We start from the raw sequence: 25,717 nt of genomic DNA, 5'->3' as shown, positions 1-25,717 counted from the left end.
AGCACGCTCGTTACCTGGCCCGCCATCAGCACGAGCGGGCACGCCAGGACACCTACCTCCAGGCCGCCTGACGATCACGGAAGGTAACCATCACACAGTCGAAGGACTTATGAATCGCTGCACTAGGCGCCAGGTGTCGTGGCGGGTCGATCCGATGCTGTACGGGCTTGCTGTGTCAGGTGTCCAGGAGAGAGTCCTCGAAGAGGCTGTCGACCTCGGGGGCCTTCGGTATCAGCCCCTGGTCGCAGAGGTAGCGCGCGAGTGTCGTAAGGGCGTCCCTGTTGGCCGCGAGTCCGTAAGGGTAGGGGTCAGCGCCGAAGAGGGCGCGCTCCTCCGCGAGATAATGCGCCGCCAGGACGAGGTGGGAGCGCCTGAGGACGGACAGCCGACTCTGCGCCAGGCGCTTGGCCTCGCAGAACATGGTGAAGACCTCTCGGGCGAGCCATGGATGCTCCTCGAGCAGCGAAGTCCGTATGACGACGGTGTGGTTCATCGGGAGGAACCCGTGGGCTGCCACGCACCGCGAAGCCTCGGCACGAGGGTCGGTGAACAGGGGACGGAAGCGGCCGGAAGTCTCAAGCTCTTGCTCGTCGGTCCTGTTCAGGCGCGAGTTCATCCCGGGATACGGGCTCGGCAGTACGACGTCGAGAGCACGGCGGTCCAGGGCGGAGTAGAGCGTGTCCTCAGTCTGCATGCCGCTGACGCGGATATCGGCGGGCGGAGCGAAGCCGGTCTCGCCGCCGTGGCTGAGCTCGCGCGTGCGTTCGACGAACCAGTCGACGCTCGCCAGGTCGAGCCCCCAGTCGTCCGCGAGGATTCCCCTGGTCCAGACGGCCGCGGTGACCTGGTATTCGGTCAGCCCGATCCGGGTGCCGTTGAGCCGGTCGGGTGCAGGGCCGTCTGCGGCGGTCCACAGGTTGAGGTGGAACAGCCGTCGGCTCGGAAAGACGGGGATCGCTGTGTAGCCCCAACCGCTGACTTGGGAGATGAAGTACGAGGAGAGAGACATCTCCGCGACGTCGAAGGCGCTCTCGGACAGGAGCCGGAAGAAGATCTCCGAGGGGGCGAGAGGCGCGGCGTCGAGCGTCACCTTTTCGGTGTTGACCTCGCCGTCGAGGATCGGGCGTACCCGATCGTAATCGGCGAGCGCCGTCTTCAGGTTCAGGCTCATATGGCTTTGCTCCCTCGTTACTTCTCGCCGCACTACTTCGCTATCCGAAACATGTGCGATACCGTACGGGAACTTAAGCAAGCCGCCTGCGGAGATGTCAAGCATTCCGGGCGGCGAACAGAACGAAGCCGACCTGTGAGGAGAGTGCCAATGACTGGCGCCACCCCTGCCGTGCTCAACCTCGTTGCCGCCAACCGGATCCTGGCCAACGAGGGCGTGATCGACGCCTACGGCCACGTCAGCATCCGCCACCCCGAACACCCGGACCGGTACCTCCTAGCGCGCTCGAAGAGCCCGCAGTTCGTCGACGTCGACGACATCATGGAGTTCGAACTCGACGGCACACCCGTGGGAGACGATGACCGGCCCCCGTACTTGGAGCGCCACATCCACGGAGCCCTGTACGAGACACGCCCGGATTTTCACGCTGCGATCCATGCGCACACCGAGTCGGTCCTCCCCTTCACGGTCACGGGTGTGCCGCTACGCCCGGTCGTGCACGATGCCAGCGACATCGGGGAGCGCGTACCCCTCTGGGACATCAGCGAGAAGTTCGGTGACGATACCGACCTCCTGGTGACCAGCATGGACATGGGGCGCGATCTCGCCCAAAACCTGGTCGACAACCCCGTGTCACTCATGCGCGGCCACGGGTTCGCGGCCGGGGGCTCCTCGTTGCTGATGACCGTGCGGATGTGCATCTACATGGCCCGCAACGCCCACGTGTTGACGACGGCCATGGCCTTGGGCGAAGTCCGTGGACTCAGCGCCGGCGAGATCCGCGCCCGAGCACGCTTCAGCCCGGACTCCTCGGCGATGCGTCGCAGTTGGGATTACTGGCTCGAACGCGCCGGCTGCCGGGACCTCGTCACGGACTGACGGGAAGCCCACTTGACAGGGTGAGTCCCTGAACCCAGAATTGGCGCAATAACTTCGATATGCGAATAACTTGCGCGAAAGGGTCGCCAGTGACGAGCTCACAGCCTCAGGACCACGAGAGCACCACCGGTGCGCGTGCGTGGTCGAGCGACATCATTGCCGAGGCTGTTCGCGCTACCGGGGTGTCGCACATCGCGCTCACCCCGGGCGCGAGCTTCCGCGGCCTGCATGACAGTCTGGTGAACCACCTCGGGGACATCCGGCCCACGATGCTCACGTGTCTCCACGAAGAGCACGCGGTCGCTGTGGCCCACGGCTATGCCAAGGTGGCTGAGAGCCCGATGGCCGTGGCACTGCACAGCAACGTGGGGGTACTGCACGGCGCAATGGCGGTGTTCAACGCCTACGCCGACCGAGTGCCGATGCTGATCATCGGTGCGGACGGCCCTTCGGACGCCGCACGCCGACGCCCCTGGATCGACTGGCTCCACACGGTCTCCGACCTCGGAGCGGTTCTGCGGGACTTCGTCAAATGGGACGATCGGGCAGAGTCAGCTCATGCGGCGGTCGAGGCGATCGCCCGAGCGAACCAGCTCACCCGAGCCGCACCAACCGCTCCTGTGTTCGTCGCGCTGGACGTGGCGGCCCAGGAGGAACTCGTCGCGCCCCCGTCATTCTCAGTCGACGACGTCGCCTCTCTGGGAGCGCTGCGTCCAGACGAAGCAGACATCGAACGCGCCTCCGGACTGCTCCGAACGGACCGACGGTGCGTCATCCTCGCGGGGCGGGTGAGCCGGAGCCCGGCCGCGTGGCAGGAAAGGGTCGCGCTCGCCGAGAGTCTCGGTGCTCACGTCATCACGAACCACAAGCTGGGCGCGGCGTTCCCCACCACCCATCCCCTGCACTCCGGTGTGCCCGCCCGATTCCTGAGCCAGCGGAACCGGGAGCTGATCCGGGACGCGGACGTCATCATCAGTTTGGACTGGCTGGACTTGGCCGGCACCCTGCGCCAGGCGTGCGACGAGCGTCGGCCCTCCGCTGCGGTGATTCAGGTGAGCCCAGACCACCAACTCTTTGCGGGTTCCACGAAGCTGCACTTCAGCACACCACCGGTGAATGTGCACCTCCCCTGCTCTCCGGACGCGGCGGTCCCTGAGCTTCTCCGCGCGATCGGAGCCGGGCGTTCGGCCCCGCGCAACGGTGATGGGCCCTTAGTACGCCGCTCCAGTACGGGTCCCCCCAAATCCCCCCATACGCGCCTCGACAACGCCGACATCCAGGTCGCTCTGTGGAAGTCCCTCAACGGTCGTCCCCGCAGCCTACTGAGAGTTCCCTTCGGCTGGGACTTCTCCGAGTGGCCCCTCGAAGACCCGCTGGACTACCTCGGGGCTGAGGGCGGAGGCGGAGTGGGCGCAGGGCCCGGGATGTCGGTCGGATCGGCACTCGCTCTGCAAGGCAGCGGACGACTCGCGATCACGGTCCTTGGGGACGGCGACTTCCTGATGGGCTCCTCCGCGCTGTGGACCGCTGCGCGCTACAACATCCCCCTCCTCGTGATCGTGTCCAACAACTCCAGCTACTACAACGACGAGCAGCACCAGCTCACCGTGGCGAAGAGACGGGACCGTCCAGAGGCACGAGCGCACATCGGAGTACGGATCGACGATCCCGAGCCGGACGTGGCCGGATTGGCACGGGCTTACGGATGCGAGGGCATCGGACCGGTCTCGACCAGGACAGAGCTGGCCGCGGCGCTGGAACGAGGGATCGGCATCATCGAGCAGGGAGGGCGCGCCGTGCTCGATGTCCGGGTGGTGCGCGGCTACGGAGCCGTAGACGAGGTCGGTTGGAGTCGTGTTACAGGGCAGGTGGAACGATGATCGAAGAGCTTTTGGGCCGAGAGTGGCATCTGTCGATCGGCGGAGAGCCAACGCCTCATTCCGGCCACCGGTACGACATCGACGACCCATCCACGGGTGAGGTCGTCGCACAGGCACCTGACGGCGGCGAGAAGGTGGCTCAGGCTGCCGTCGCCGCCGCCGACGACGCCGTGCAGTACTGGCGTGAGACGACCCTTGACCAGCGGGCGAAGTACCTGAACCGGCTCGCGGCCGCATTGGAGGAGCGGTCCGAGGAGTTCGCCCTTCTCGACTCCATCTGCGGTGGTGGCTCCATCCGCGACATGCGCCGCGACACCGACACAGCGGTGAAGACTCTGCGCTACTTCGCCGGAGTGGCACCTCAGCTCGCCGGCGAGACGATCCCGGCCACCAGAAACCTTCACTTCACGGAGCGCATCCCCTTCGGTGTAGTCGTGCGCATCGTTGCGTTCAACCATCCTTTCCTCTTCACCGTCGCCCGGACGGCCGCGCCGCTCATGGCCGGGAACTGCGTGGTCATGAAACCGCCCGAGAGCGCCCCGCTCTCAGCGCTGCTCTTCGCGGAGATCGCCACCGACATCCTGCCCCGAGGGGTCCTGTCCGTCGTGGTCGGGCAGGGACCGACACTGCCGAGAGCGCTGGTGCGCCACCCTAAGGTTCGACGAATCGGCTTCATCGGGAGCGCGGCTACCGGACGCCTGATCCAACAGGAGGCAGCGGCGACCAACGTGAAGTCGGTGACCTTGGAGCTGGGCGGGAAGAACGCTTTGATCGCCTTCCCGGACGCCAATGTCGACATCGTTGCCGAGGCCGCCGTTCGCGGGATGAACTTCGGCTGGTCCGGCCAATCCTGTGGTTCAACGAGCCGACTGCTACTCCATGACGACATCGCCGACGCGGTACTGGAGCGCGTCGTAGCCCGGGTACGCGCCTTCGTTCTCGGCCGGGCCGTCGACGAGACAACCGACCAGGGGCCACTGACCTCCCATCCCCAAATGCAGAGCGTCCTCGACGACATCGCCACGGGCAGAGCCGACGGCGCGCACCTGCTGACCGGCGGCGGCCGACCGCCGGGCCTCGGTGGCTACTTCGTGGAACCAACCGTTTTCGACCACGTCACGCCGAGCATGAGGATCGCCCAGAAGGAGATCTTCGGACCAGTCCTCTCGGCGATGCGGTGGCGAGGCGTCGAGGAGGCAGTCGAGCTCGCCAATGGCGTGGACTACGGACTCACCGCCTCGATCTACACCCCCAACATCGATAGCGCCCTGACGACGGCGCGGCAGATGGAGACGGGCTTTGTGTGGATCAACGGAGTGGGTCCCCACTTCAACGGCGTCCCCTATGGAGGCGTCAAGGATTCCGGCGTCGGACGTGACGATGCCTTCGAAGAGCTCGCCAGCTACACACAGACGCGAGCCACGACCATCTTCCTTGGCTAGTCGAAAGCACAAGTACACGGACCGGCTCATCTCGAGTACCGAGCCGCTTCGTCCACATTCTGTTGTCCAGATTTACCGCACAAAGGAGTTGCCATGGGGAGAGATCTTCGCGTCGCGATCGTCGGTGGAGGACTTGGGGGTTTGGCTGCCGCCAACGCTCTGACTTCTGTCGGTGTTCATGTCGACGTCTACGAGCAGGCACCCGAACTCGGCGAGGTAGGGGCCGGCATCCAGCTCGCGCCGAACGGGGCCCGGCACCTGTACCGGTGGGGGCTGTGGGACGACATCACTCGCGTGGGCGCGCCCCTGGGTGAGGGGTCTCAGTACCACCGGTACGACGGCACACCGGTGGCACCCGTAGTCACCACTGACTCCAGCGGCTGGAACGCCCTCCTCGGTATGCACCGGGCCGACTTCATCGACGTGCTCGCCAAGCACCTCCCATCGGGCACCGTGCACACGAATCACAAGTGCGTCGGCTTCGAACAGGACGCGAAGACGGGGAGGGTCTTCTTCGAGGACGGAGCGACCGCCGAGGCCGACGTGGTCCTGGGCACTGATGGGATCCACTCAACCCTCCAGCGCGCTGTCGTCCCGCCTTCGCAGCCCGTGTTCTCCGGATCCATCGCCTACCGCGGTTTGGTGGAACACGAGCGGGTGCCGGACTGGCCCACGGACCGCTTCATGCTCTGGATGGGAGACGGCAAGCATGTTCTCGTCTACCCGGTGCGGAACGGGACGTTGATCAACTATGTGGGATTTGTACCGACCGACGACCAGAAGCGCGAGTCTTGGTCAGCCCCCGGTGACCCGGACGCGCTGCGCGCGGCCTTCACCGGTTGGGACCCCATGGTCGAGGCACTATTCGCGGAGGTCGAGCAATGCTTCTGGTGGGGTCTTTATGACCGCGAGCCCTTGCCGAGGTGGACGGAAGGACGGCTGACGCTGGTGGGTGATGCTGCCCATCCGATGCTCCCGCACCTGGGCCAGGGCGTGAGTCAGGCCATCGAGGATGCTGCCACACTGGCTGTGCTGCTGGATGGTACCGACGCAGAGCAGGCCCCGCGGGCTCTCCAGGCTTACGAGCGGATTCGCCGCGAGCGCACGGGAGCGGTGCAGCAAGGCGCCCGAAACAACGGGCTCAGGTACGGCTCCAGTTACGACGACCTCGAGGTGCGCGATGCCGACCTCGCCCGGACGGCGGAGCTGCGCCGGTGGATCTACGACCACGACGCCGCCACCGCGGCACAGGAGTTCGCCGGGTAGAGGACCGGTGCTTTTTCCGGGGTGTCGATAGAGGACCGGTCCTCGCCTCCGACAACGGTAAAGGCCGGGGCGCGGTAACGGGCTTCTCCCGGCCGTTGCTCCGGCCCGCCTTCTGCACCTGCGATGCACCGTTACCAGGATCTGGTGTGTTGGCAGGGAACTCGAAGGGTGCATGCTGGCCGGTTCGGGATCCGATGTGAAGACGGCAGGACAGCTGTCAGGGACGGCTACGGGGAGCAGCTACGAACCTGTGAACTGTGTCTTCACGCTGAGAAATGAGGTGGGGACTGATCAACGACGCCTCGGCCCTCGACAGCTGGTGAAGAACTTCGAGCTCACGGTCCGAGAGACCACCCCCGACCGCGTACCGGCTCAGGCCGCGCGACTACTGGAGGACGTGCTCCGTGCCCCGCACCCGGGTTTGGCCCCTCTATGTCGGCGGCGCCTTAGGCCCCTACGGCAGCACCATGGTGACTCCCATCGTCCACGAAGTGGCCGAGGGCTTGCACACCACTCCCGAGATCGCCGCCGGGGCGGTGACCGCCTACATGGTGCCCTTCGCCGGACTGATGCTGGTCTCCGGCACCCTCGCCGAGCGGTGGGGACGGCGCAACACCATGCGGATCTCGCTCTACGTGTTCGTACTGGCGTGCGCCCTGTGCGCGCTGGCCCCGAGCACGGAGCTGTTCATGGCGGCGCGGGCCTTGCAGGGCGCGACCAACGCCTTCACGACCCCGCTCTTGGTCGCGGCCATCACCGACTCCGTGCCCAGGCAACGTCTCGGCCGTTCCCTGGGATGGTTTGCGGCCTTCCAGGCGTGTGGTCAGGCCTTCAGCCCGTTGATCAGCGGCGCGGCCGCGATGGCGGACTGGCGTTTAGCCTTCGCGGCGCCTGCGTTGTGCGCGCTCGTGCTGGCGCTGCTGCCTCCCGATGAGGAGAGTACGGGCCGCCGCGCTTCGGGGCACGCTTCGTGGGCGTCGCTGGTCAACCGCCAGCTGGTTCTGGCCTGTGTGCTGGCCTTCCTCTGCTATCTGGCGGCCGTCGGCCTGACTGTGCTCTCGGCGCTGCGAGCCGGGGACGAGTTCGGGCTGGGCCCCGGCGAACGCGGTCTGGTGGCCTCCGCCTTCGGGGTAGCCGGGCTGCTCATCGCCGACTCCGCCGGGCGCCTATTGGACCGGCTCGGCCCGATCCGGCTAGGGGTCCTGGCCAACACGGTGCTGATCGTGGGTGTTCTCTTGAGCGCGCTCGGCCCCACTGTCGGAACGATGGTGGCCGGGATCGTCGGGGTGGGTGTGGCGGTGACGGCCATGCGGGCGACGATCAACACTGTGGCGGCTACGAGCGCGCCGCACAACCGGGGCGGGGCGGCCTCTCTGGCGTTGGCCTTCCAGTTCTTCGGCGGGGCCATCGCACCGCTGGTGTGGGTGCCCCTGTACGGCTTGCACCCGTCTCCGGGGTTCGCCTCACTCGCCACGGCACCCTTGCTGGCCTTGGTGATTCTGGCAGTGGCACACCGTTACACCTTAGTGCCACCGCGATAGCGCCTCCGGTCTACCTGGACGTCATGGTCAGAAGTTGGCCCGAGCACGCGGGATAGCGGCTTCTTCCCGGGACGTCTCGTAGGAAGGTCCCGTGATGCTTCCCCACCAAACGCTCAGTACTTCAGCAGCATCCTCCCCGACAGCAACTAGATGCGGAGTTCCTCGAAACGGCCCGCCGAGGGCCTACCGCGCACGACGAAGGGCCGTCACCTGCGCTCGCGCCCAGGTGACGGCCTCGTGAACGGGTAGATCCGACGAGTGTTGCGGCTACAGGTCGGTCTCCTCCACGACCTCGAACTCGAGGACGTCGGTGAACTCGCGTCCGTAGGAGTCGGTCGCGGTCACCTCGGCGGTGTGCTCACCGGCCTCGAGGTCCTCGGGCAGGTCGTAGCGCCACAAGTGCATCGTCCGGTCGGCGACGCTGCCGCCGTGCACCAGCTGCTGCGAGACCGCGTACGGGTCGGAGTACTCAGCGCCGACGTTGACCGCCTCGCCCTCCAGCTGCTGGGTGCGCGCGGCCTCCTCGTCCGGGCCGCCGTTGAGGCTGACGTCGACCGTCGAGCCGGTGGTGCCGAAGAAGAAGTTGGTCGTCAGCCAGGTGCCCTCGGACAGGTCGGTACGGTCGACCGCCAGGGGCGCGTCGAGCTCGGGGGCCTCCCCGACGGGGTCCTCGTTCCACTCCTGGCGCTCGTCGAACCACTCGCGGTAGGTCGGGCTGTTGATACCCAGCTGCGTCTGCACGTCGTCGGACTCACCGGTGACGGTGTAGCGCTCCTGGAACTGGTTGCCCTCGACGTCCAGCGTCGTCAGGCCGGGACGGCCGCCGTCACGGCCGATCGACGTCGGGTACCCGTCGTCGCCGACCTCACCGGAGTACCAGTCACCCGAGATCGCGCCCGCGGTGATGTGTGGGAACGGCAGACCCTCGATACCGAAGAGGTCGCGCCAGCCCTCGACGTCGTCGCCTGCCTCGAGGTTCTCGATGGTGTGGCTGTGTCCGGCCACCGCTACTGCCTCGCGGCCCTCCATCAGCTCGTGCACCTCGGCGACCTGGTCGACCTGGTGCACCGGGGAACCCTCGTCCGCGTAGTTGAGCAGGCCGATGTGGCCGGCGAGCACGACCAGCTTGTCGTCGGCGACGTTCTCCAGGTCGCGCTCGAGCCAGGTGAGCTGGTCGTCGCCGATGCGGCCGTTGTAGGAGGGGTCGCCCTCGGGGTCGGAGCAGTGCTCGTCGATCCCTTCGGGGCTGTCGTCGGCCGCGGTGCACGGGTACTCGACGGAGTTCAATGCGATGAAGTGCACGTCTCCGACCTCGTAGGAGTAGTACTCCGGAGCCAGCTCCGCGCGGAAGGTGTCGAAGGAGTGTTCGGGACTCGGGGAGTCGAAGTCCATGTCGTGGTTGCCCGGCAGGAAGCGGGCCGGCCCGTTGGTCTCACCGGCCAGCTCCTTGATGTCCGGGTAGAGCGAGAGGTCGTCGCCGGCGACGTCACCGACGAACAGCGAGCCGCAGCCCGCGTAGTCCTCGCGCTCGGACAGGTCCTTGATGGCACCGGCACGCGCGTACTCGACCTCGTCCAGGTCGTAGGTCTGCAGGTCGCCGGCGATGACGCAGCTCTGCGTGTCGGCGCCGGTCAGCTCGCTTTCGGCGACCGGGAAGTTGACCGCGTCCGGCAGCGGCCCGGTGGGGTCGATCCCGCCGTAGCGCAGGTCCGGGGACCCTTCAGGCAGGTGGTGATAATGGAACTGCGGGACGTTGAACTCGTCCATCGGCACTTGGTAGCCCGACGGCTGCGTGATGGACACGGTCATGTTGTCGAAGGCGGGAAGCTCGTACCGGCCGTCGTCGTCGGTCACGACCACGTCGACGCCGTTGGTGACCGTGACACCGGCCAGGCCGTCCTGGCCCTCGCTGGAGCCGTCGGCTTCGGCGTCGACGAACACCGTGCCGGTCAGGACCGAACCGTCGTCGGGGCCGTCCTCGGTCTGTACGACCTCGACCTCGCCGCGGTAGGCGATGTCGTCCCAGTCCTCCGTGGGCGAGGCGGCCGCGGGCACGGGCGCCACGGTCACGGAACCGGCGATGACACCGGCTACCGAGGCCGCCAACGTGGTGCGGAACCAGCGGCGCGTCAGCGGGGCGCGCCGCGGGTGCGCATCTCGGGGGCTGTTCGTGAGCATGCGGTTGCTCTCCGATGCGTTAGGGGACACAACCGGTCGGTGGGACCGGCGGAGAGCAACTTTCGTCGACGCGGCTGAACGAGGTCCGAGTTGCCGACCAACAGTCGACCAGCGTTCGGTGACGACTGGAAGCACCGCCGAAACGGCACTCCCGTCGACACGCCGGTCGGCACGGTGGTTCAGCGGGTGCTCAGGATGAGGCCCTCGTAGCCGTTCGCGCGTACCGTCTCGCAGTCTTCGGCGTAGTTTCCCAGACCGGCGGCGTACAGCATGAAGGTGCGCTTCTTGCCCTCGACGTTGGCGCCGACGTACCACGAGTCGGCGTGGTGGAACAGCGTGCGCTCCGCCAGCTCCTCGACGCGGCCGTTCCACTTCTCGGCAGCGTCCGCCCGGGCCTCCACCTGGGTGATTCCGCGCTCACGCGCGTCGACGAGCAACCGGATGACCCAGTCGACCTGCTGTTCGGACGTGAGCACCATGTTGGCGAGCACGGCCGGGGAGCCGGGTCCGTTGAGGACGAACATGTTGGGGAAGCCGGGGACGAACATGCCCAGGTAGCTCAGCGGTCCGTCCGCCCAGCTCTCCCTGATGGTGGCTCCGTCGAGGCCGCGCGGGTCGATCTTGTTGAGGGTGCCGGTCATGGCGTCGAACCCGGTGGCGAAGACGAGCACGTCGAGCTCGTGGCGCTCGGTGCCGGTGACGACGGCGTCGGCGGTGATGTGGGACATGGGGGCACGGCGCAGGTTGACCAGGCGCACGTGGTCCCGGTTGAAGGTCTCGTAGTACCCGGAGTCGGTACAGATCCTCTTGGCACCCAGTGGGTGGTCCGTGGGGGTGAGGTCGTCGAGTACCCTCGGGTCGCGGACCTTCTCGCGGATCTTGGCGGCGAAGAACCGTTGCGCGTACCGGTTGGCTTCGAGGTCGCTGAGCTGGTCAGGGAAGGTCTTGCTGAACAGGACCCCGCCGGTGTTCCAGGTGGACTCGAACGCCTCCTGCCGTTCCCGCTCGGTGGCCTCGGAAGCCTTCTTCGGGTGTGCTTCGTGGGGGGATCCGCCGCCGCTGGTGCGGGACTTGGCGCGGCGGTCCGGGTACTCGCGGCGGATGCGCTCCTGGTCCTCCTCGGTGAGCGGCCGGTTGTGGGCGGGCACGCTGTAGTTGGCGGTGCGTTGGAAGACGGTGAGCTCCGCGGCCTCCTCAGCGATCACCGGCACCGCCTGGATACCCGAGGAACCGGTGCCGATCACCCCGACGCGCTTGCCGGCCAGGTCGGGGCCGGGTTCGGGCCACTGGGCGGTGTAGTAGACCTCGCCGGCGAAGTCGGAGACGCCCGGGATGTCCGGGGTGATCGGGGCGGAGAGCGCCCCGGTGGCGAAGATGACGTGGCCGGCATGGTACTCGTGTCCGCCGGCGGTGGTCAGGTGCCACTGTGAGGCGGCCTCGTCGAAGCGGGCGTTCTCGACCCGGGAGTCCAGCCGGATGTCGCGGCGCAGGTCGAACCGGTCTGCGACATGGTTGAGGTAGGCAAGGATCTCCGGTTGGGTGGCGTAGCGCTCGCTCCATACCCAGTCGTTCTGCAGCTGCTCGTCGAAGGAGTAGGAGTAGTCGATGCTCTCGACGTCGCAGCGGCACCCCGGATACCGGTTGTGGTACCAGGTGCCGCCGATGCCGTCGGCGGCCTCCAGGCAGACGGCGGTCAGGTCGGCGGAGCGCGCGGCGTGCAGGGCGTAGAGCCCGGCGAACCCGGCTCCGACCACAACGACGTCGTGGGCGTGGCTGCTCACGGATTCTCCTTCCTCGTGGCGGCGGGGCCGCCGGTGCTGTCGGTGTCCAGTAGGTGCCGCAGGTCGCGCCACAGGACCGCCCGGGCCGTTCGGGCGGCGCGCAGCGGCGCGATGGTGAGAAAGCCGTGGAACAGGCCCGGGTAGCGGCGGTGCACCACGGGAACGCCGGCACGGGCCAGGGTGGCGGCGTAGGCGTCCCCCTCGCCGCTGAGCGGATCCAGCTGCGGCACGACGACCACGGCTGGGGCCAGGCCTTCGTGGTGGGCGGCGCGGGGCGGCGCGACCCAGTGCTCGGGGACGGGCAGCGTGTCGTCCCCGGCGGGGAGGTACTGGCTCCAGTACCACTCCATCGCCGCGCCGGTGTTGAAGTACCCGGTGGCGTAGCGCTGGTGGCTCTCGGTGTCGCGGGCCGGGTCGAGCACGGGGTAGAGCAGCACCTGGCCGGCGAGGCGGATCCCGCTGTCCCGGGCGAGCACGGCGGTGACCGCTGCGAGGTTGCCCCCGGCGCTGTCGCCGGCGACCACGATCCGGTCGGGGTCGCCCTCCAGTTCGGCGGCGTTGTCGGCGCCCCACCGCACCGCGTCGTAGGCGTCCTGGGCCGCGGCAGGGGCCCGGTGCTCCGGGGCGAGCCGGTATTCGACCGACACGACGGCGGCACCCGACCGCTCGGCCATCTCGCGGCAGAAGTCGTCATGGCTGTCGACGCTGCAGAAGACGAACCCGCCGCCGTGGAAGAAAACGACCAGTGGCCTGGCCCCCGCCCCGTTCCCGTGCGGTTGGTAGATCCGTACCGGGACAGGACCGCCGGTACCGGCTACCGTCCGGTCCTCCACGGCGCGCACGTCGAGTCGATGGGCGTCCGGGGCCTGCCGGGCCGCCACCGCGGCTCGGGCTTCGGGTCCGGTCATGGCGCTGACGTCCGGGAAACCGGCGTTGAGCGTTTCCAGCAGGTCGGCTACTTCGGTGTCGAGCAAAGTCAACTCCGCATCTCAGGGGTACGGCGCAGGTCGTCTCCGGCCCGGGGGTAGGCGGCCGGTCCGGTAAAGATCGGTGACCGGAAGAATGACACCGGGCGGAATGACACTCCGGAAGTTACACCCGCGGGACAACCGATTTCACTTCCCTGTTCCGGTGAGCGGAACACCGGGATTTCCGCACTGACTATTCCCGCTAGCGTACCGGGGCATGGGAATTCTTGACGGAAAAGTCGTCCTTGTCACGGGCGGAGCACGGGGCATAGGAGAATCGCACGTACGGCATTTCGTGGACAAAGGCGCCAAGGTGGTATTCGGCGATGTTCTCGACGAAGAGGGACGGGCGCTGGCGCAGGAGCTGGGCGCGGTCTGCCACTACGTGCACCACGACGTCACCAGCCAGGCCGACTGGAAGGCCGCCGTCGACCAGGCCGTCTCGCGCTACGGCGCACTGCACGGCCTGGTCAACAACGCCGGAGTCCTGCGGTTTCAGACGATCGCGGACATGACCATCGACGATTTCCACCACGTGCTGCAGGTGAACGTGGCCGGCTCCTGGCTGGGTGTCAAGGTCAGCGCCGATGCCATGAAGGCCGCTGGCGGTGGCTCGATCGTCAACACCTCCTCCATCGAAGGGTTCGCCGGCGCCGTCGGACTGTCCGCCTACAGCGCCAGCAAGTTCGCGGTACGGGGGCTGACCAAGGTGGCGGCACGCGAGCTCGGGAGCAGCGGTATCCGGGTGAACACGATCCACCCCGGCGCGATCGCCACCCCCATGACCACGGACGTCGACACGGTTGACGGGGTGGACGCGGACGGCCTCTTCGCCTCCATGCCGATATCTCGGTGGGGGAAGCCCGCCGAGGTGTCGCACCTGGCGAGCTTTCTGTTGTCGGAGCAATCCAGCTACTGCACGGGGAGCGAATTCGTCGCCGACGGCGGGATGCTCAGTGGCCCCGGATACTGACGCGATTCGATCACGGCGATGAACATCAGAAGCAGACAGGGGAAGAATCATGGGTGCAGCTCGAAAGAGAACGGAATGGAGCCGTCCACTCGGCACCATCGCCGGTGGCCTGAGCCTGGCGCTGGTGGCGGCGGGGTGTGCGGGCGGTGACGAGGCCGGTGCGGACGCATCCAGTCCGGACCAGAGCCCACTGACGGTCACTCTCGTGCGTCACGCGGAATCCCACGGCAACGCTTCCAGCGTCGTCACCACGTCGGTCCCGGGAACGCTGCTGACCGAGGACGGCCATGAGCAGGCCCAAACGGCCGCCGACGACCTGCGTTCCAAGGAGTACGACGCCGTCTATTCCTCCGTCATGACGCGTACCGAGCAGACCGCCGGATACCTGGCCGACGCGCTGGATCTCCCGGTCGACGTCATCGAAGGGATCCACGAGGTGGACCTGGCACTGGTCGAGGGCCAAAGCGAGGAAAGTGCTGGCGAGTTCATCCTTGATATGGGCGGCCGCTGGCTCGAAGGCGACCTGGAAGCGGGTCTTGTTGACTCCCTGGACATGGAAACCGGTGACCTCGCCACTCTGGACGGAAATACCGGAGAGAACGGCGAAGAGTTCACTGCGCGGTTCGAGGGGGCGCTCGAGCGCATTTACGCGGACGGCAACGAGCGCCCGGTGGTCTTTTCCCACGGGTTCACCATCATGATGGGGTCCCTGCTCGTGGACGATTCGGTCGACACCGATGAGGTGTCCATGACTGAACTGGCGCTCCACACCACCGGGACCGTCACGTTGGAAGGAAGTCCCGAAGCGGGCTGGGAAATCGTTGACTGGATGGGAACCGACTGGCCCGTGTAGGGAATTCCGGGCACCGGGAAAAACGTGATCCGCGCCATTTCAGCCAGGTCTGGAATACATCATCGGCGGCACCGAACGGAAACGAGGCACACATGGGACAGGTCGAGGAGAAGGTCGCCGTCGTCACCGGAGGGGCGAGCGGGATCGGGGCCGCGTGTGCGCGGCTTCTGGTCGGCGAAGGTGCGTACGTCATCCTTGCCGATGTCACCCCCGAGTCGGGCGAGCAGCTCGCCAAGGAGCTGGGCGACCGCGCGCGTTTCGTCGGACTCGACGTGACCGACGAGGAGGCCTGGAAGCGGGCCGTCACTGAGACCGAGCAGGAGTTCGGCAACATCACCACGCTCGTCAACGGCGCCGGGGTCGTGCACCGGTGCCGCCTCGACGAGTTGAGTCTGGACGACTATGTGCGGGTGATCAACGTCAACCAGGTCGGAGTGTTCCTCGGCATGCGCGCGGTACTGCCCTCGATGCGGCGGGGCGGGGGCGGCTCCATCGTCAACATCTCCTCGGTGGACGGCATGGTCGCCCACCCCGAGATCCTCAGCTACGTGGCGTCGAAATGGGCCGTGCGCGGCATGACCAAGTCCGTGGCCCAGGAGCTGGGGCCGGAGGGGATCCGCGTCAACTCCGTCCACCCTGGCCCGATCGACACACCCATGATCGCGGGCAAGGAGGGCCCCGCCGCGATGGTGCGCGGTGTGCCGCTACAGCGCATGGGCGACCCGGACGAGGTCGCCGCCATGGTGTCCTTCCTGGCCAGCGACGCCGCCAGCTACTGCACCGCCTCGGAGTTCGTGGTCGACGGAGGCTATGCCTCGATGTGAGCGCCGCGCCGGGACCAGAGACCTGCAACCCAGAGAAGAGAGTGAGCCACCGTGGACCAGCTGGCCCAGCTTGTCGGCAGGACCGCCTTCATCACCGGAGCCGCCGGAGGACAGGGGGTCGAGCACGCCCGACTGCTCTCCCGTCTCGGCGCCGACGTCGTCCTGGCCGACCTCGATCGCGATGCGGTCGCCGACGTCGCCAGGGGCGTCGACGGTCCCGCGCTGGCGGTGGCACTCGATGTCCGGAGCGCGGCGTCGTGGGACGCGGCGATGGGCCGAGCACGGGACCGGTTCGGCGGGGTGGACGTCCTCGTGAACAACGCCGCGGTCTACCGGCCCCACGCGTTGGAGGACCTGACCGAGGAGTACATCCGCGACGTCCTCGACGTGAACCTGGTCGGCGTCCTGCTGGGGATGCAGAAGGTCCTGCCGTTGATGCCGGAGCGCGGCGGGTCGATCGTCAACATCTCCTCCACCGCCGGCGTGCGCGGCTTCCCCGGCCTGACGGCCTACGCGGGGTCCAAGTGGGGCGTGCGCGGTGTGACCCGTTCCGCCGCCCGCGAGCTCAGCGATCGCGGCATCCGCGTCAACTGCGTCTCGCCGGGAGCCATCGACACCCCGATGATCCCTGACGAGACACGGCGCGGGGAGCGGGTCGTCGATGTGCTGCCCATCCCGCGGGTGGGCAGGCCCAGCGAAGTGGCGAGCTTCGTCGCGTTCCTGGCCGGTGACGCCAGTAGTTACTGCACCGGCCAGGACTTCGTGGTCGACGGCGGCCAGACGGCCTAGGTGCCGGGTCCCGCGAGCGTCTCGCGGGACCCGGCACGATCCCGGTGGCCCCGCCCTCAGGAGGGCCAGCCCACGTCCACGGTTCCCTCCCGGACCGCGGCGTCGATGGAGTCCCTGAGGGCTGTGCAGTGGGGTATGAGCGCGCACTGCGTTCCCTCGGACACGCGGGAGGTGAACTCTCCGCACGTGGCCGCGGCGTCGGGTCCCCACTGCACACTGGTGTGCGCCGGGCTGTTCTTCGCGACCAGCACCCGGTTCGCGCAGCGGTGGCACTCCACGCCTTGGGCGGGTGGATGGGGTGGTGCGTGCATCGGCGGCCTCAGCTCCGCATCGACTCGGGAAGGGTGGACACCACGACGCCGTTGGCGACGTTCTCGGCGACCTCGTTGCGCCAGCTCTCCACCGCCCGCGCGGTGTCGATCTCGAACTCGAACCGGTTGGTCATCTCCGGTGCGACGTCCTCGACGTCCACGTAGAACTGCTCGTACCAGCGGCGCAGCTGGTAGACGGGGCCGTCCTGGTCGGAGAGCAGGGGGTTGTCGACGGGGGCCTTGTTCTGCCAGATCTCGACGTCCTGCAGGAAGCCCAGCTTCACGGACTCGGCGACCTGCTCGGCCATACCGTTGGCTTCCTCCGGGCCCATTCCGGGGAACTTCTTGACGATGACGCCCCACTGCAGCACGAAGCTGTTCGCGGTGACCGGGTAGTGGCAGTTGATCAGCACCGTCTCGCTGGTGACACCGTCCACCGAGTTGTCGAGGTAGTCGATCATGTAGGAGGGCCCGTAATAGGCGGCCTCCGAGTTCTGGTGGATCTCCTGTGACTTGCCGGGGACGAACCCGAGCTGGGCGTCGGCCCGGGTCATGCCGTCCATGTACTGGGTGGCGACGTGGCCCTCGAAGACGTTCTTGAAGTAGGTCGGGAGCGCATAGTGCACATAGAAGAAGTGCGCCATGTCGACCACGTTGTCCACGATCTCCCGGCAGTTCGAGCCCTCGACGCGGAGCGAGTCCCAGGACCAGTCGCTCCATTCCTCGCTGAAGGCGCCCTCGATACGCGGGATGGCGACTTCGGGCGGCGGCGGCTTCCCCTGGGGGTCGTTGTAGACGAACAGCTGGTGGTTCTCCTCCAGGGTGGGCCAGGCCCGGGTACGCGCGGCGCGGGGCACCCGCTTGGCGTAGGGGATGCCGGCGCACTTGCCGTCACCGCTCCAGCGCCAGTCGTGGAAGGGGCAGGCGATCGCGTTGCCCTTGACGGACCCCATCGTCAGATCGCCCCCCATGTGGGGGCAGTAGGCGTTGAGGACGTTCAGCTTGCCGTCCTGGCCCTGGAAGACGACCAGTTTCGTACCGAACGCCTCCACGGGGTGCGGTCTGCCGTCCTTGAAGGTCTCCACGAGGCCGAGGCAGTGCCAGCCGCGGGCGAAACGCTCCGGGGGGGGCCGCCGCTTCGATGGTGCGGTGGGGCATTGTCACTCTCCTCGTGCGGTCGGTATCGGGCGGTCAGCCATCAGCGGTGCCCCCAGTAGGCGTCGGCGGTGATCTCCTTGACGGTCCAGGTGTCGTCGTCGACGAGGATCGCGTCGGTCCCGTACTCGACCTCGAAACCGCCGGGGGTGGCCGCGTAGAAGGACACCATCTTGTCGTTGGTGTGCCGCCCCAGCGACTGGTTGACGGCGATCTCCTGGTCGTTGAACCGGTCCAGGGCGCGACCGACGTCGTCCAGGGTCTCCAGCTCGAGCATGAAGTGGAAGACGGCCGCAGGCATGCCGACCTCGCACAGGCCCAGGCTGTGGTGGCGGGGGTTCACCCCGAGGAAGCGCACCCAGTTGAAGTCGCCCTCCGCGCCGCCGACCGTGGTCGCGGGGAAGCGCAGCGAGTCACGGTGCCGGAACCCGAGGGTCTCGGTGTAGAAGGCGAAGGAGGCTTCGATGTCGGCTGCGGAGAGCACCACGTGTCCAAGGCCGAGATCGCCGGTAACGAACCTTTCGCCGTGCGGGGTGACGAGCGGGCTGTGGTCCTGGGCCGGACCGTAGTAGATCTCCAGGTGGTTGCCGTTGGGGTCGTCCACGTGGATGAGGTCCTCGACCCGGCGTTCGGCGGCTTCGCGCGCGGAGCCCTGCTTCACGGGGTGGCCCGCGTTCTCCAGCCGGGTGGTCGCCTCCTGCAGTGCCGCCCGGTCGGGTACCTCCCAGCCCGCGGCGAGCAAGCGGTCGGTGTCGCCGGGCACGAACGTGAACCGGAAGGCCTGCTCGTCCATGCGGAAGTACAGGGCTTCGCTGTCGGGGCCGGTGGTCTCCACGAGGCCCAGGGCCTCGGTGCCGTAGGTCCGCCACTCGTCCTGCTTCGCGGTTTCGAAGCGCAGGTATCCGAGGGAGTGCATCATCTGTTGGCCTCCAATGCGCCAAGGGGTGTTCGGGCGTGCGGGTTCGTGCGGGCCATCGAGTGGTGCGCGAGAGCTGGCGTCAGATCATGACGTCCGTGACGTCGAGGCCGAGGGCGCCCTGTCCGTACAGGCCCAGTGCGCGTTCGGGGTCGTTGACCGCGTGCACGCGTCCGGCGTGGACGTCCCGCCAGCCGCGCTGCACGGTGTTGCCAGCCCCGAGCGCGCGCCCGCCGGCGTTCTCGAACAGCAGGTCCACCGCGCGCACGGAGCGCTGCGTGGCCATGACCTGGTCACGTCGGGTGCGTAGCCGCAGGTCGGTCGGGATGTCCGCGCCTCGGGCGGCACAGTCCGAGAGGTCGCCGATGTTGCGCATCAGGAGTGCCCACGCGGCGTCGATCTCGCTGGCGGCGGTGGCGATCCGTACGTGCGCGTGCGGGTCCTCGGCCACCTTCTGGCCGCCGTAGGAGATCCGGATCCGGTCCCTGGTCGCGGTGAGGTAGGAGTCCAGGGCACCTTGCGCCATACCGACGATCGGCGAGCTGATGGTGGTGCTGAACGCCGCTGCGAAGGGCAGTCTGTACAACGGCCCGGGGTTGACGGCGTGGCCCGGGCACCGCAGCGCTGAGGTGTCGGCGAAGCTGAGCGCCCGGTGGGTGGGCACGAAGGCGTCGTCGACGACGATGTCGTTGCTTCCGGTGCCGCGTAGGCCGACGGTGTCCCAGACGTCGTCGATCCGGTAGTCGGCGCGGGGCAGCAGGAAGGTGGCCATGTCCACGGGTGCGCCGTCTTTGCCGGGGATCACGCCTCCGAGCAGCACCCACGCCGCGTGGTCGCAGCCGGAGGAGAAGCTCCAGCGCCCGGAGATGCGGTACCCGCCGCCGACGGGGGTGACCTGGCCGGTCGGAGCGTAGGAGGAGGAGATCAGCGGGGCCTGTCCAGCGCCCCACACCTCCTGTTGGGCTTCCCGGGCGAAGAGGCCGACCTGCCAGGGGTGGATGCCCATGACCGAGGCGACCCACCCCGTCGATCCGCAGGCGGCGGCGATCTCGCGGACCGCGGTGTAGAAGGTGCGCAGGTCCGACTCCTGACCGCCGAACTCCCGTGGTTGCAGCATCCGGAAGAAGCCGGTCGCTTCGAGTTCCTTGATGCTCTCGTCCGGGATCCGGCGTGCGGCCTCAGCGCCGTTGGCGCGTTCCCGAAACGCTGGCACTAGGTCGCGAACCGCCTGGGATACGGGGTCGTCCATGAGCACTCCTCCCTCTCGCTGCCCCGGGGGGCACGGGCTCTGAAGTGGGGCAGGAGCAAGTTATGGGAGGGGCTCCCGACAACAGAGATGTGATCCCGGTCACCGGAACAAACCGTGAGATTCAGGGCCTACTTAGCTAATGTCAAGGCCGGGGCGGTGTAATGCCGTTCACTTCCTGGACCCGCGGGTTCCGATCAGCGGAACAGATGAGAGGTAGCGCACATGCCGGTACCGACCACAGAGATGCCACCTGCCCTGGAACAGTCGATGTTGGGGCGCACGCGGCTCATCCTCTACGCGTTCAGCAGCGGAGCCCCCGAGCTGACCCTCAGCGATCTCGTACGACGTACCGGTCTGCCGCGCTCCTCCATGCACCGGATCCTGGGTCAACTGGTGGAGTTCCAGGCGTTGGAACGCACGGAGGCGGGTTACCGGCTCGGGCTGAGCATGGTCGAGCTGGGGTGGCTGGCGGCACAGCAGAACCGGCTGCGACACTGTTCGCTCCCCCACCTCCGGGCGCTACAGGAGCAGACCGGCACGGTGGCGCACCTGGCGGTACTGGACGGCCATGAGATCGTCTACATGGTCAAACTCGGACGCGCGGAGGGCACGCGAGCAGTCTCCCGGCTGGGCGGACGCCGCGCCGCCTACTGCACGGCCGAGGGCAAAGCCCTCCTCGCCCACGCCGGGGAGAGCGCCCTGGCGGGAGCGCTGGCCGAAGGCACACCACCGCGCACCCACCGCACCATCACCAGCCCCCGGTTGCTGCGCCAGGAACTGGCCCACATCCGGGAACACGGAGTCTCCTTCGACCGCGAGGAGTGCTTCCGCGGGGTCTTCGGTATCGCCGTACCGCTGCGGGACCCCGAGGGCAAGGCGGTCGCCGCGGCGTCCCTGACCGGCAACCCCCGCCATATGGACCGTAAGCAGCTGGTTCCGCAGCTGCTCTCGACAGCGGGCCGTATCGCCGCAGACCTGTTCCTGCCGGCACGCCGTACGGGCAAGGAAGAGACCGCCGCGCCCTCCTCCCCCGCGTCTGCTTCCTGGCCCGAGGGAGTGCTGGACGACGCAGTGTCCTGGCCCCGCCTCAACGACTGGATGTAATACATCCGGGGCTTCGGCGATAGGCCGCGCTTCCCACGCTCAGCCCCCGTACACGGCTTCGGGCGCTGGGGCCACCTCCACGAGCCGGGTGACGACCGGGCCCAGCTCAGCGGGGTCCCAGCGGCCCCCCTTGCGTGCCGGGGTGCCGTGCAACCAGGGTTGCGCGACGGCGATCTCATCGCCCCAGACCTCGAAGACCCGCCCCGTCACACCCGCGGACTCCTCCCCGGCCAGCCAGACGACCAGGGGCGTGACGTTGCCGGGATCCATCGCGTCGAACCCGGTGTCCGGGGCCTTCATGTCGTCGGCGAACACGGTCGCGGTCATGGCGGTGCGGGCCGCGGGCGCGATGGCGTTGACCGTCACGCCGTACCGTGCCAGCTCCGCGGCCGCGACCTGAGTCAGGGACGCGACCCCGGCTTTGGCCGCCGAGTAGTTGGCCTGTCCCACGCTTCCCTGCAGCCCCGCCCCCGAGGTGGTGTTCACGACCCGTGCGCGCACCTGCTCGCCGGCCTTGCTGCGTTCCCTCCAGTACGCGGCCGCGTGGCGCAGCGGTGCGAAGTGTCCTTTGAGGTCCACGCGCAGAACCCGGTCCCACTCCTCCTCCGCCATGGACACGATCATCCGGTCACAAACCATCCCCGCGTTGTTCACGAGCACGTCGAGCCCACCGAAAGTGGAGACGGCCTTGGTGACCAGGTGCGCTGCGAAGTCCCAGTCCGCGATGTCTCCGGCGGCGGCGATCGCCGTCCCGCCCGCTTCGCCGATCTCCTCGACCACGTCATGCACGCGCCCGTCGATGTCGTTCACGACGGTGCGGGCGCCCGCTGCCGCAAGGGCGTGGGCGTGGGCCCGCCCGATCCCGGTTGCCGCACCCGTGACGACGGCGATCCTGTTGTGCACGAGGGGCGTTTCCCCTGCTGCCTTCTGCACGCTGACTCTCCTTCACTTGCCAGTGCTCGTCCGGTGGGCACTCTAACTTGCCTAACAATCGTTTGGTAGATATTGAGCCGCTTTTCAGGTCTGTGCCAGGCGGGCAGTGGGAACGTGTAGAGGCACCCGGCCCTTCCGGGTGTACACCGTGGCCCTGATCCCGGGAGTGGGACGCGATGAGCAAGAACGTCTTCGTCCTCGGACTCGACGAGCACAACCTGAAAGCGCTTCGTTCGCTCCCCGGAGCGGAGGGGTACAGCTTCCTCCCGCTGCTCGACCTGTCCGAGCTGGCCAAGGGCGAGTTGGACATGCCCGCTCTCCTCGCCAAGGCCGAGAGGCAACTGGAGTCCTTCGACGGTCCCGTCGACGGGATCATCGGCTACTGGGATTTCCCGGTCAGTTCCCTGGTCCCCCTGCTGTGTGAGCCGCGGAACCTGCCCCACGCCCCGCTGGCCGCCATCGTGCGGTGCGAGCACAAGTACTGGAGCCGTCTGGAGCAGCGGGCGGTGGTACCCGAAGCGGTCCCGCGTTTCGCCGAGGTGGACCTCGAAGCCCCGCACATCCCTGACGGGCTGTCCTATCCGCTGTGGGTGAAGCCGGTGAAGGCGTTCTCCTCCGAACTGGCCTTCCGCGTCACCGGCGACGAGGAGTACCGGCGGGCGTTGGAGGCGATCCGCCAGGGCGCGGGCCGTGTCGGGGAGCCCTTCCAGTGGGTCATGGACCGGGTGAGACTGCCTCCCGAAGTGGCCGAGGCCGGGGGCACGGCCGGGCTGGCCGAGGAGGAGGCCCAGGGGCGGCAGGTCACGGTGGAGGGCTACGTTCACGGGTCCACACCGCACATCTACGGGGTCATCGACTCCGAGTGCTACTCGGGTACGTCGAGCTTCCTGTACTACGAGTACCCCTCCAGGCAACCTGAGGAGGTCCGGGAACGGTTGATTCGGTTGACCGAACGGGTCATCACCCGGATGCGCCTGGACAACACGGCCTTCAACGTCGAGTACTTCCACGACCACTCCTCCGACACCATCACACTCCTCGAGATCAACCCGAGGCACTCCCAGTCGCACGCTGCGATGTTCGAGAGCGTGGACGGCGTGGCCAACCACGACGCGGTCCTGCGCATCGCGCTGGGCGAGGAGCCCGAGCACAGCAGCGGCGGCGGAGAGTACGCCTTCGCCTCCAAGTGGTTCCTGCGCCGCTTCCGGGACGGTTTCGTGCGCTCGGTGCCCACCGAGGAGGAGGTAGCGCAGATCCAGCAGCGCATGCCCGGGGTCTCCATCGAGGTCACCGCCCAGCCGGGCGAGTGGCTCTCCGAGCTGCCCGGTCAGGACAGCTACAGCTTCGAACTCGCCGACGTCTTCGTGGGCGCACAAAGCCCCGAGGAAGCCGAGCAGAAGTACCGGGAGTGCGCTCAGGCACTCCGTTTCGACATCCAGGACGCCGACCAGCTCTGAGCACAAGGGGGCGACAGCATGCGGACAGTGAGCACGCTGCCGAACGAGGTCCGAGAGGACGAGTACGTACTGGTCCCCATGAGCGACGGGACCCGACTCGCCGCCCGCGTGTGGCGGCCCGTGGACAGCGAGGAAACCCCGGTGCCGGCCATCCTGGAGTTCATCCCCTACCGGCGCCGCGACCTCACTGCTCAACGGGACTCGATCCACCACCCCTACATGGCCGGGCACGGCTACGCGTGTGTCCGCGTCGACCTGCGCGGCAGCGGCGACTCCGAGGGGGTACTCCAGGACGAGTACCTCGAGCAGGAACTCGTGGACGCCGAGGAGGTGCTCGCCTGGATCGCCGCACAGCCCTGGTGCGACGGGCACACGGGGATGATGGGCATTTCCTGGGGAGGGTTCAACGCCCTCCAAGTCGCGGCGCGCCAGCCCGAGAGCCTGCGCGCGATCGTCACGGCATCGTCCACCGACGACCGCTACTCCGACGACGTGCACTACATGGGCGGGTGCCTGCTGAGCGACAACCTGTCCTGGGCCTCCACCATGTTCGCGTACAACTCCTGTCCTCCCGACCCGGACCTGGTCGGAGAGCGCTGGCGGCAGATGTGGCACGAGCGGCTGGAGCACAGCGGCCTGTGGCTAGGCACGTGGCTGCAGCACCAGCGCCGCGACAAGTACTGGAAGCACGGCTCCGTCGCCGAGGACCTGAGCGCCGTGCGGGTACCGGTCATGGCCGTGAGCGGGTGGGCCGACGGCTACTCCAACTCCGTGTTCCGCCTGATCGCCGGTCTGGACGTGCCGCGGCTGGGCCTCCTCGGGCCTTGGTCGCACAAGTATCCCCACCTCGGCCAGCCCGGCCCCGCCATCGGCTTCCTCCAGGAACTGGTGCGATGGTGGGACCGGTGGCTCAAGGAGGCGGACAACGACGTCATGGACGCGCCGATGCTGCGCGCGTGGATGCAGGACAGCGTCGAGCCCTCCACCGACTACGACGAGCGCCCGGGGCGCTGGGTCGGGGAGGAGTCGTGGCCCTCCCCCGGCGTCGTTCCGGTGGTCCGCCCCCTGTCGGCCGGGCGGATGCTGGCGGAGGGCGCAGAGCCCGAACAGACGCCCCTGACCCTGTCCTCTCCCCTGTCCACGGGCCAATACGCCGGCAAGTGGTGCTCGTACAACGCCCCGCCCGACCTGCCCTACGACCAGCGCGAGGAGGACGGCGGTTCGATGGTCTTCGACAGCGGGCCGCTCACCGAACGGCTGGAGATCCTGGGGTCGCCCGTCGTCGACCTCGAGCTGTCCGTGGACCGGCCGGACGCGATGGTCGCGGTCCGGCTCTGCGACGTCGCACCCGACGGCGGGGCCACACGCGTCACCTACGGGCTGCTCAACCTCACCCACGCGCACAGCGACGAGGAACCGGAGAAGCTCCTACCTGGGCGCAGGTACCGCGTTTCCGTGTCCCTCAACGGGATCGCGCAGGCCTTCCCGCCCGGGCACCGCCTCAGGGTCGCGGTGTCGACCTCTTACTGGCCGCTCGCCTGGCCCTCGCCCGAGCCCGTGATGCTGACCGTCCACCCCGGCGAGCACACCCGGGTCCTGTTGCCCGTGCGCGCCCAAGGGGCGGCCTCGGGACCGGAACCCGCCCCCTTCGACGGGCCCGAGGGCACGGCACCGATCGCGACCCAGCAGCTCGTACCGGGCGAGCAGCGGTGGGACATCGCCCGCGACCTCGTCCGCTACCGCTCCTCGCTGAACGTGGTCAAGGACCTGGGAACGGTTCTCTTCGACGGCATCGGTCTCGAGGTGACCAGAAGGGCGGTGGAGGACTACGGGTGGGTCGGCAACGACTACGACTCCGTGCGCGGGGAGACCGTCTGGACCCTGGGCTTCCGCAGGGGCGACTGGTCCGCGGAGACCGTCACACGCACGGTACTGACCTCGACCGCGACCCACTTCCACCTGCACGCCACCCTCGATGCCTACGAGGGTGGCGAACGGGTGGCGTCGAAGATCTACAGCTCGGATATCCCGAGGGACCACGTCTGAG

Annotated in this window: 21 protein-coding genes and 1 pseudogene; 12 read left to right on the top strand and 10 right to left on the bottom strand. The window is 67.9% G+C overall.

Going from position 1 to position 25,717, the window contains the following annotated elements:
- Nucleotides 1–175 precede the first annotated feature (175 nt).
- The gene (locus tag ACYVD1_RS11935; RefSeq protein ID WP_460771403.1) at nt 176–1,171 is read right to left on the bottom strand and encodes a hypothetical protein; all 996 of its coding nucleotides are present in this window, start codon (nt 1,169–1,171) and stop codon (nt 176–178) included.
- A 150-nt stretch (nt 1,172–1,321) separates the two neighbouring features.
- Between ACYVD1_RS11935 and ACYVD1_RS11930 the strand changes: the two genes are divergently transcribed.
- The 5 genes from ACYVD1_RS11930 (at nt 1,322) to ACYVD1_RS11910 (ending at nt 8,179) form a co-directional block, all read left to right on the top strand.
- The gene (locus ACYVD1_RS11930) at nt 1,322–2,050 is read left to right on the top strand and encodes a class II aldolase/adducin family protein (RefSeq protein ID WP_460771400.1); all 729 of its coding nucleotides are present in this window, start codon (nt 1,322–1,324) and stop codon (nt 2,048–2,050) included.
- Between the two features lie 89 nt (nt 2,051–2,139).
- Entirely contained in the window at nt 2,140–3,930 is a 1,791-nt protein-coding gene (locus ACYVD1_RS11925; RefSeq protein WP_460771397.1) for a thiamine pyrophosphate-binding protein, read from the top strand.
- Nucleotides 3,927–5,372, top strand: coding sequence for an aldehyde dehydrogenase family protein (locus ACYVD1_RS11920; protein ID WP_460771394.1), 1,446 nt, complete (start codon nt 3,927–3,929; stop codon nt 5,370–5,372). Before ACYVD1_RS11925 ends, ACYVD1_RS11920 begins: the two co-directional genes overlap by 4 nt.
- Before the next feature lie 93 nt (nt 5,373–5,465).
- Nucleotides 5,466–6,638, top strand: coding sequence for an FAD-dependent monooxygenase (locus ACYVD1_RS11915; protein WP_460771392.1), 1,173 nt, complete (start codon nt 5,466–5,468; stop codon nt 6,636–6,638).
- A gap of 404 nt (nt 6,639–7,042) precedes the next feature.
- Nucleotides 7,043–8,179 carry an MFS transporter gene (locus tag ACYVD1_RS11910; RefSeq protein ID WP_460771390.1) on the top strand — a complete coding sequence of 379 codons (1,137 nt, stop codon included), beginning with the start codon at nt 7,043–7,045 and terminating at the stop codon, nt 8,177–8,179.
- 267 nt (nt 8,180–8,446) lie between these two features.
- Here the strand turns inward: ACYVD1_RS11910 and ACYVD1_RS11905 are convergent, their stop codons facing one another.
- From ACYVD1_RS11905 to ACYVD1_RS11895, 3 genes are all read right to left on the bottom strand, one after another.
- Complete coding sequence (locus tag ACYVD1_RS11905) at nt 8,447–10,357, bottom strand: calcineurin-like phosphoesterase C-terminal domain-containing protein (protein ID WP_460771388.1); 1,911 nt, start codon at nt 10,355–10,357, stop codon at nt 8,447–8,449.
- A 179-nt stretch (nt 10,358–10,536) separates the two neighbouring features.
- On the bottom strand, nt 10,537–12,138 hold the full coding sequence (locus tag ACYVD1_RS11900) for a flavin-containing monooxygenase (protein WP_460771386.1): 1,602 nt from the start codon (nt 12,136–12,138) through the stop codon (nt 10,537–10,539).
- Nucleotides 12,135–13,112 carry an alpha/beta hydrolase gene (locus tag ACYVD1_RS11895; RefSeq protein ID WP_460771383.1) on the bottom strand — a complete coding sequence of 326 codons (978 nt, stop codon included), beginning with the start codon at nt 13,110–13,112 and terminating at the stop codon, nt 12,135–12,137. Before ACYVD1_RS11895 ends, ACYVD1_RS11900 begins: the two co-directional genes overlap by 4 nt.
- A 211-nt stretch (nt 13,113–13,323) precedes the next feature.
- Between ACYVD1_RS11895 and ACYVD1_RS11890 the strand changes: the two genes are divergently transcribed.
- The 4 genes from ACYVD1_RS11890 (at nt 13,324) to ACYVD1_RS11875 (ending at nt 16,545) form a co-directional block, all read left to right on the top strand.
- Nucleotides 13,324–14,079 carry a glucose 1-dehydrogenase gene (locus ACYVD1_RS11890; protein WP_460771380.1) on the top strand — a complete coding sequence of 252 codons (756 nt, stop codon included), beginning with the start codon at nt 13,324–13,326 and terminating at the stop codon, nt 14,077–14,079.
- Between the two features lie 49 nt (nt 14,080–14,128).
- Complete coding sequence (locus ACYVD1_RS11885; RefSeq protein WP_460771376.1) at nt 14,129–14,932, top strand: histidine phosphatase family protein; 804 nt, start codon at nt 14,129–14,131, stop codon at nt 14,930–14,932.
- A gap of 92 nt (nt 14,933–15,024) precedes the next feature.
- Complete coding sequence (locus ACYVD1_RS11880; protein WP_460771374.1) at nt 15,025–15,756, top strand: SDR family NAD(P)-dependent oxidoreductase; 732 nt, start codon at nt 15,025–15,027, stop codon at nt 15,754–15,756.
- A gap of 51 nt (nt 15,757–15,807) precedes the next feature.
- Complete coding sequence (locus ACYVD1_RS11875) at nt 15,808–16,545, top strand: SDR family NAD(P)-dependent oxidoreductase (protein ID WP_460771372.1); 738 nt, start codon at nt 15,808–15,810, stop codon at nt 16,543–16,545.
- A 56-nt stretch (nt 16,546–16,601) separates the two neighbouring features.
- Here ACYVD1_RS11875 and ACYVD1_RS11870 read toward each other — a convergent pair whose 3' ends face one another.
- The 5 genes and pseudogenes from ACYVD1_RS11870 to hsaA form a co-directional block, all read right to left on the bottom strand.
- Nucleotides 16,602–16,856, bottom strand: coding sequence for a hypothetical protein (locus tag ACYVD1_RS11870; RefSeq protein WP_460771369.1), 255 nt, complete (start codon nt 16,854–16,856; stop codon nt 16,602–16,604).
- 8 nt (nt 16,857–16,864) lie between these two features.
- Entirely contained in the window at nt 16,865–17,713 is an 849-nt protein-coding gene (locus tag ACYVD1_RS11865) for a hypothetical protein (RefSeq protein WP_460771407.1), read from the bottom strand.
- 6 nt (nt 17,714–17,719) lie between these two features.
- Nucleotides 17,720–17,947, bottom strand: a pseudogene (locus ACYVD1_RS11860) (Rieske 2Fe-2S domain-containing protein); the annotation flags it as partial.
- Between the two features lie 107 nt (nt 17,948–18,054).
- Nucleotides 18,055–18,930, bottom strand: a complete 876-nt coding sequence (locus tag ACYVD1_RS11855; RefSeq protein ID WP_460771367.1) for a VOC family protein — start codon at nt 18,928–18,930, stop codon at nt 18,055–18,057.
- 79 nt (nt 18,931–19,009) lie between these two features.
- Nucleotides 19,010–20,176 (bottom strand): 3-hydroxy-9,10-secoandrosta-1,3,5(10)-triene-9,17-dione monooxygenase oxygenase subunit, encoded by a 1,167-nt coding sequence (gene hsaA / locus ACYVD1_RS11850; protein ID WP_460771365.1) that lies wholly within the window; start codon nt 20,174–20,176, stop codon nt 19,010–19,012.
- A 222-nt stretch (nt 20,177–20,398) separates the two neighbouring features.
- On the opposite strand from hsaA, the gene ACYVD1_RS11845 reads away from it, so the two are divergent.
- Complete coding sequence (locus ACYVD1_RS11845) at nt 20,399–21,280, top strand: IclR family transcriptional regulator (protein WP_460771362.1); 882 nt, start codon at nt 20,399–20,401, stop codon at nt 21,278–21,280.
- Nucleotides 21,281–21,319: 39 nt separating this feature from the next.
- On the opposite strand, the gene ACYVD1_RS11840 is transcribed toward ACYVD1_RS11845, so the two are convergent.
- Nucleotides 21,320–22,213 carry an SDR family oxidoreductase gene (locus ACYVD1_RS11840; protein WP_460771359.1) on the bottom strand — a complete coding sequence of 298 codons (894 nt, stop codon included), beginning with the start codon at nt 22,211–22,213 and terminating at the stop codon, nt 21,320–21,322.
- 176 nt (nt 22,214–22,389) lie between these two features.
- Here ACYVD1_RS11840 and ACYVD1_RS11835 point away from each other — a divergent pair, with 176 nt between their 5' ends.
- Both ACYVD1_RS11835 and ACYVD1_RS11830 read left to right on the top strand, forming a co-directional pair.
- Complete coding sequence (locus ACYVD1_RS11835; RefSeq protein ID WP_460771356.1) at nt 22,390–23,670, top strand: ATP-grasp domain-containing protein; 1,281 nt, start codon at nt 22,390–22,392, stop codon at nt 23,668–23,670.
- Between the two features lie 18 nt (nt 23,671–23,688).
- Nucleotides 23,689–25,716, top strand: coding sequence for a CocE/NonD family hydrolase (locus tag ACYVD1_RS11830; protein ID WP_460771353.1), 2,028 nt, complete (start codon nt 23,689–23,691; stop codon nt 25,714–25,716).
- Nucleotide 25,717 lies beyond the last annotated feature (1 nt).

It is taken from the genome of Nocardiopsis nanhaiensis, assembly GCF_054778635.1.
Note: the sequence above shows the minus strand (reverse complement) of the source record. Positions and strands in the feature narration are given on the sequence as shown.

Coding starts and splice junctions, on each gene's coding strand:
- ACYVD1_RS11935 (WP_460771403.1), bottom strand. CDS start 1,171: ATGAGCCTGAACCTGAAGACGGCGCTCGCCGATTACGATCGGGTACGC.
- ACYVD1_RS11930 (WP_460771400.1), top strand. CDS start 1,322: ATGACTGGCGCCACCCCTGCCGTGCTCAACCTCGTTGCCGCCAACCGG.
- ACYVD1_RS11920 (WP_460771394.1), top strand. CDS start 3,927: ATGATCGAAGAGCTTTTGGGCCGAGAGTGGCATCTGTCGATCGGCGGA.
- ACYVD1_RS11915 (WP_460771392.1), top strand. CDS start 5,466: ATGGGGAGAGATCTTCGCGTCGCGATCGTCGGTGGAGGACTTGGGGGT.
- ACYVD1_RS11905 (WP_460771388.1), bottom strand. CDS start 10,357: ATGCTCACGAACAGCCCCCGAGATGCGCACCCGCGGCGCGCCCCGCTG.
- ACYVD1_RS11890 (WP_460771380.1), top strand. CDS start 13,324: ATGGGAATTCTTGACGGAAAAGTCGTCCTTGTCACGGGCGGAGCACGG.
- ACYVD1_RS11885 (WP_460771376.1), top strand. CDS start 14,129: ATGGGTGCAGCTCGAAAGAGAACGGAATGGAGCCGTCCACTCGGCACC.
- ACYVD1_RS11880 (WP_460771374.1), top strand. CDS start 15,025: ATGGGACAGGTCGAGGAGAAGGTCGCCGTCGTCACCGGAGGGGCGAGC.
- ACYVD1_RS11870 (WP_460771369.1), bottom strand. CDS start 16,856: ATGCACGCACCACCCCATCCACCCGCCCAAGGCGTGGAGTGCCACCGC.
- ACYVD1_RS11855 (WP_460771367.1), bottom strand. CDS start 18,930: ATGATGCACTCCCTCGGATACCTGCGCTTCGAAACCGCGAAGCAGGAC.
- hsaA (WP_460771365.1), bottom strand. CDS start 20,176: ATGGACGACCCCGTATCCCAGGCGGTTCGCGACCTAGTGCCAGCGTTT.
- ACYVD1_RS11845 (WP_460771362.1), top strand. CDS start 20,399: ATGCCGGTACCGACCACAGAGATGCCACCTGCCCTGGAACAGTCGATG.
- ACYVD1_RS11835 (WP_460771356.1), top strand. CDS start 22,390: ATGAGCAAGAACGTCTTCGTCCTCGGACTCGACGAGCACAACCTGAAA.
- ACYVD1_RS11830 (WP_460771353.1), top strand. CDS start 23,689: ATGCGGACAGTGAGCACGCTGCCGAACGAGGTCCGAGAGGACGAGTAC.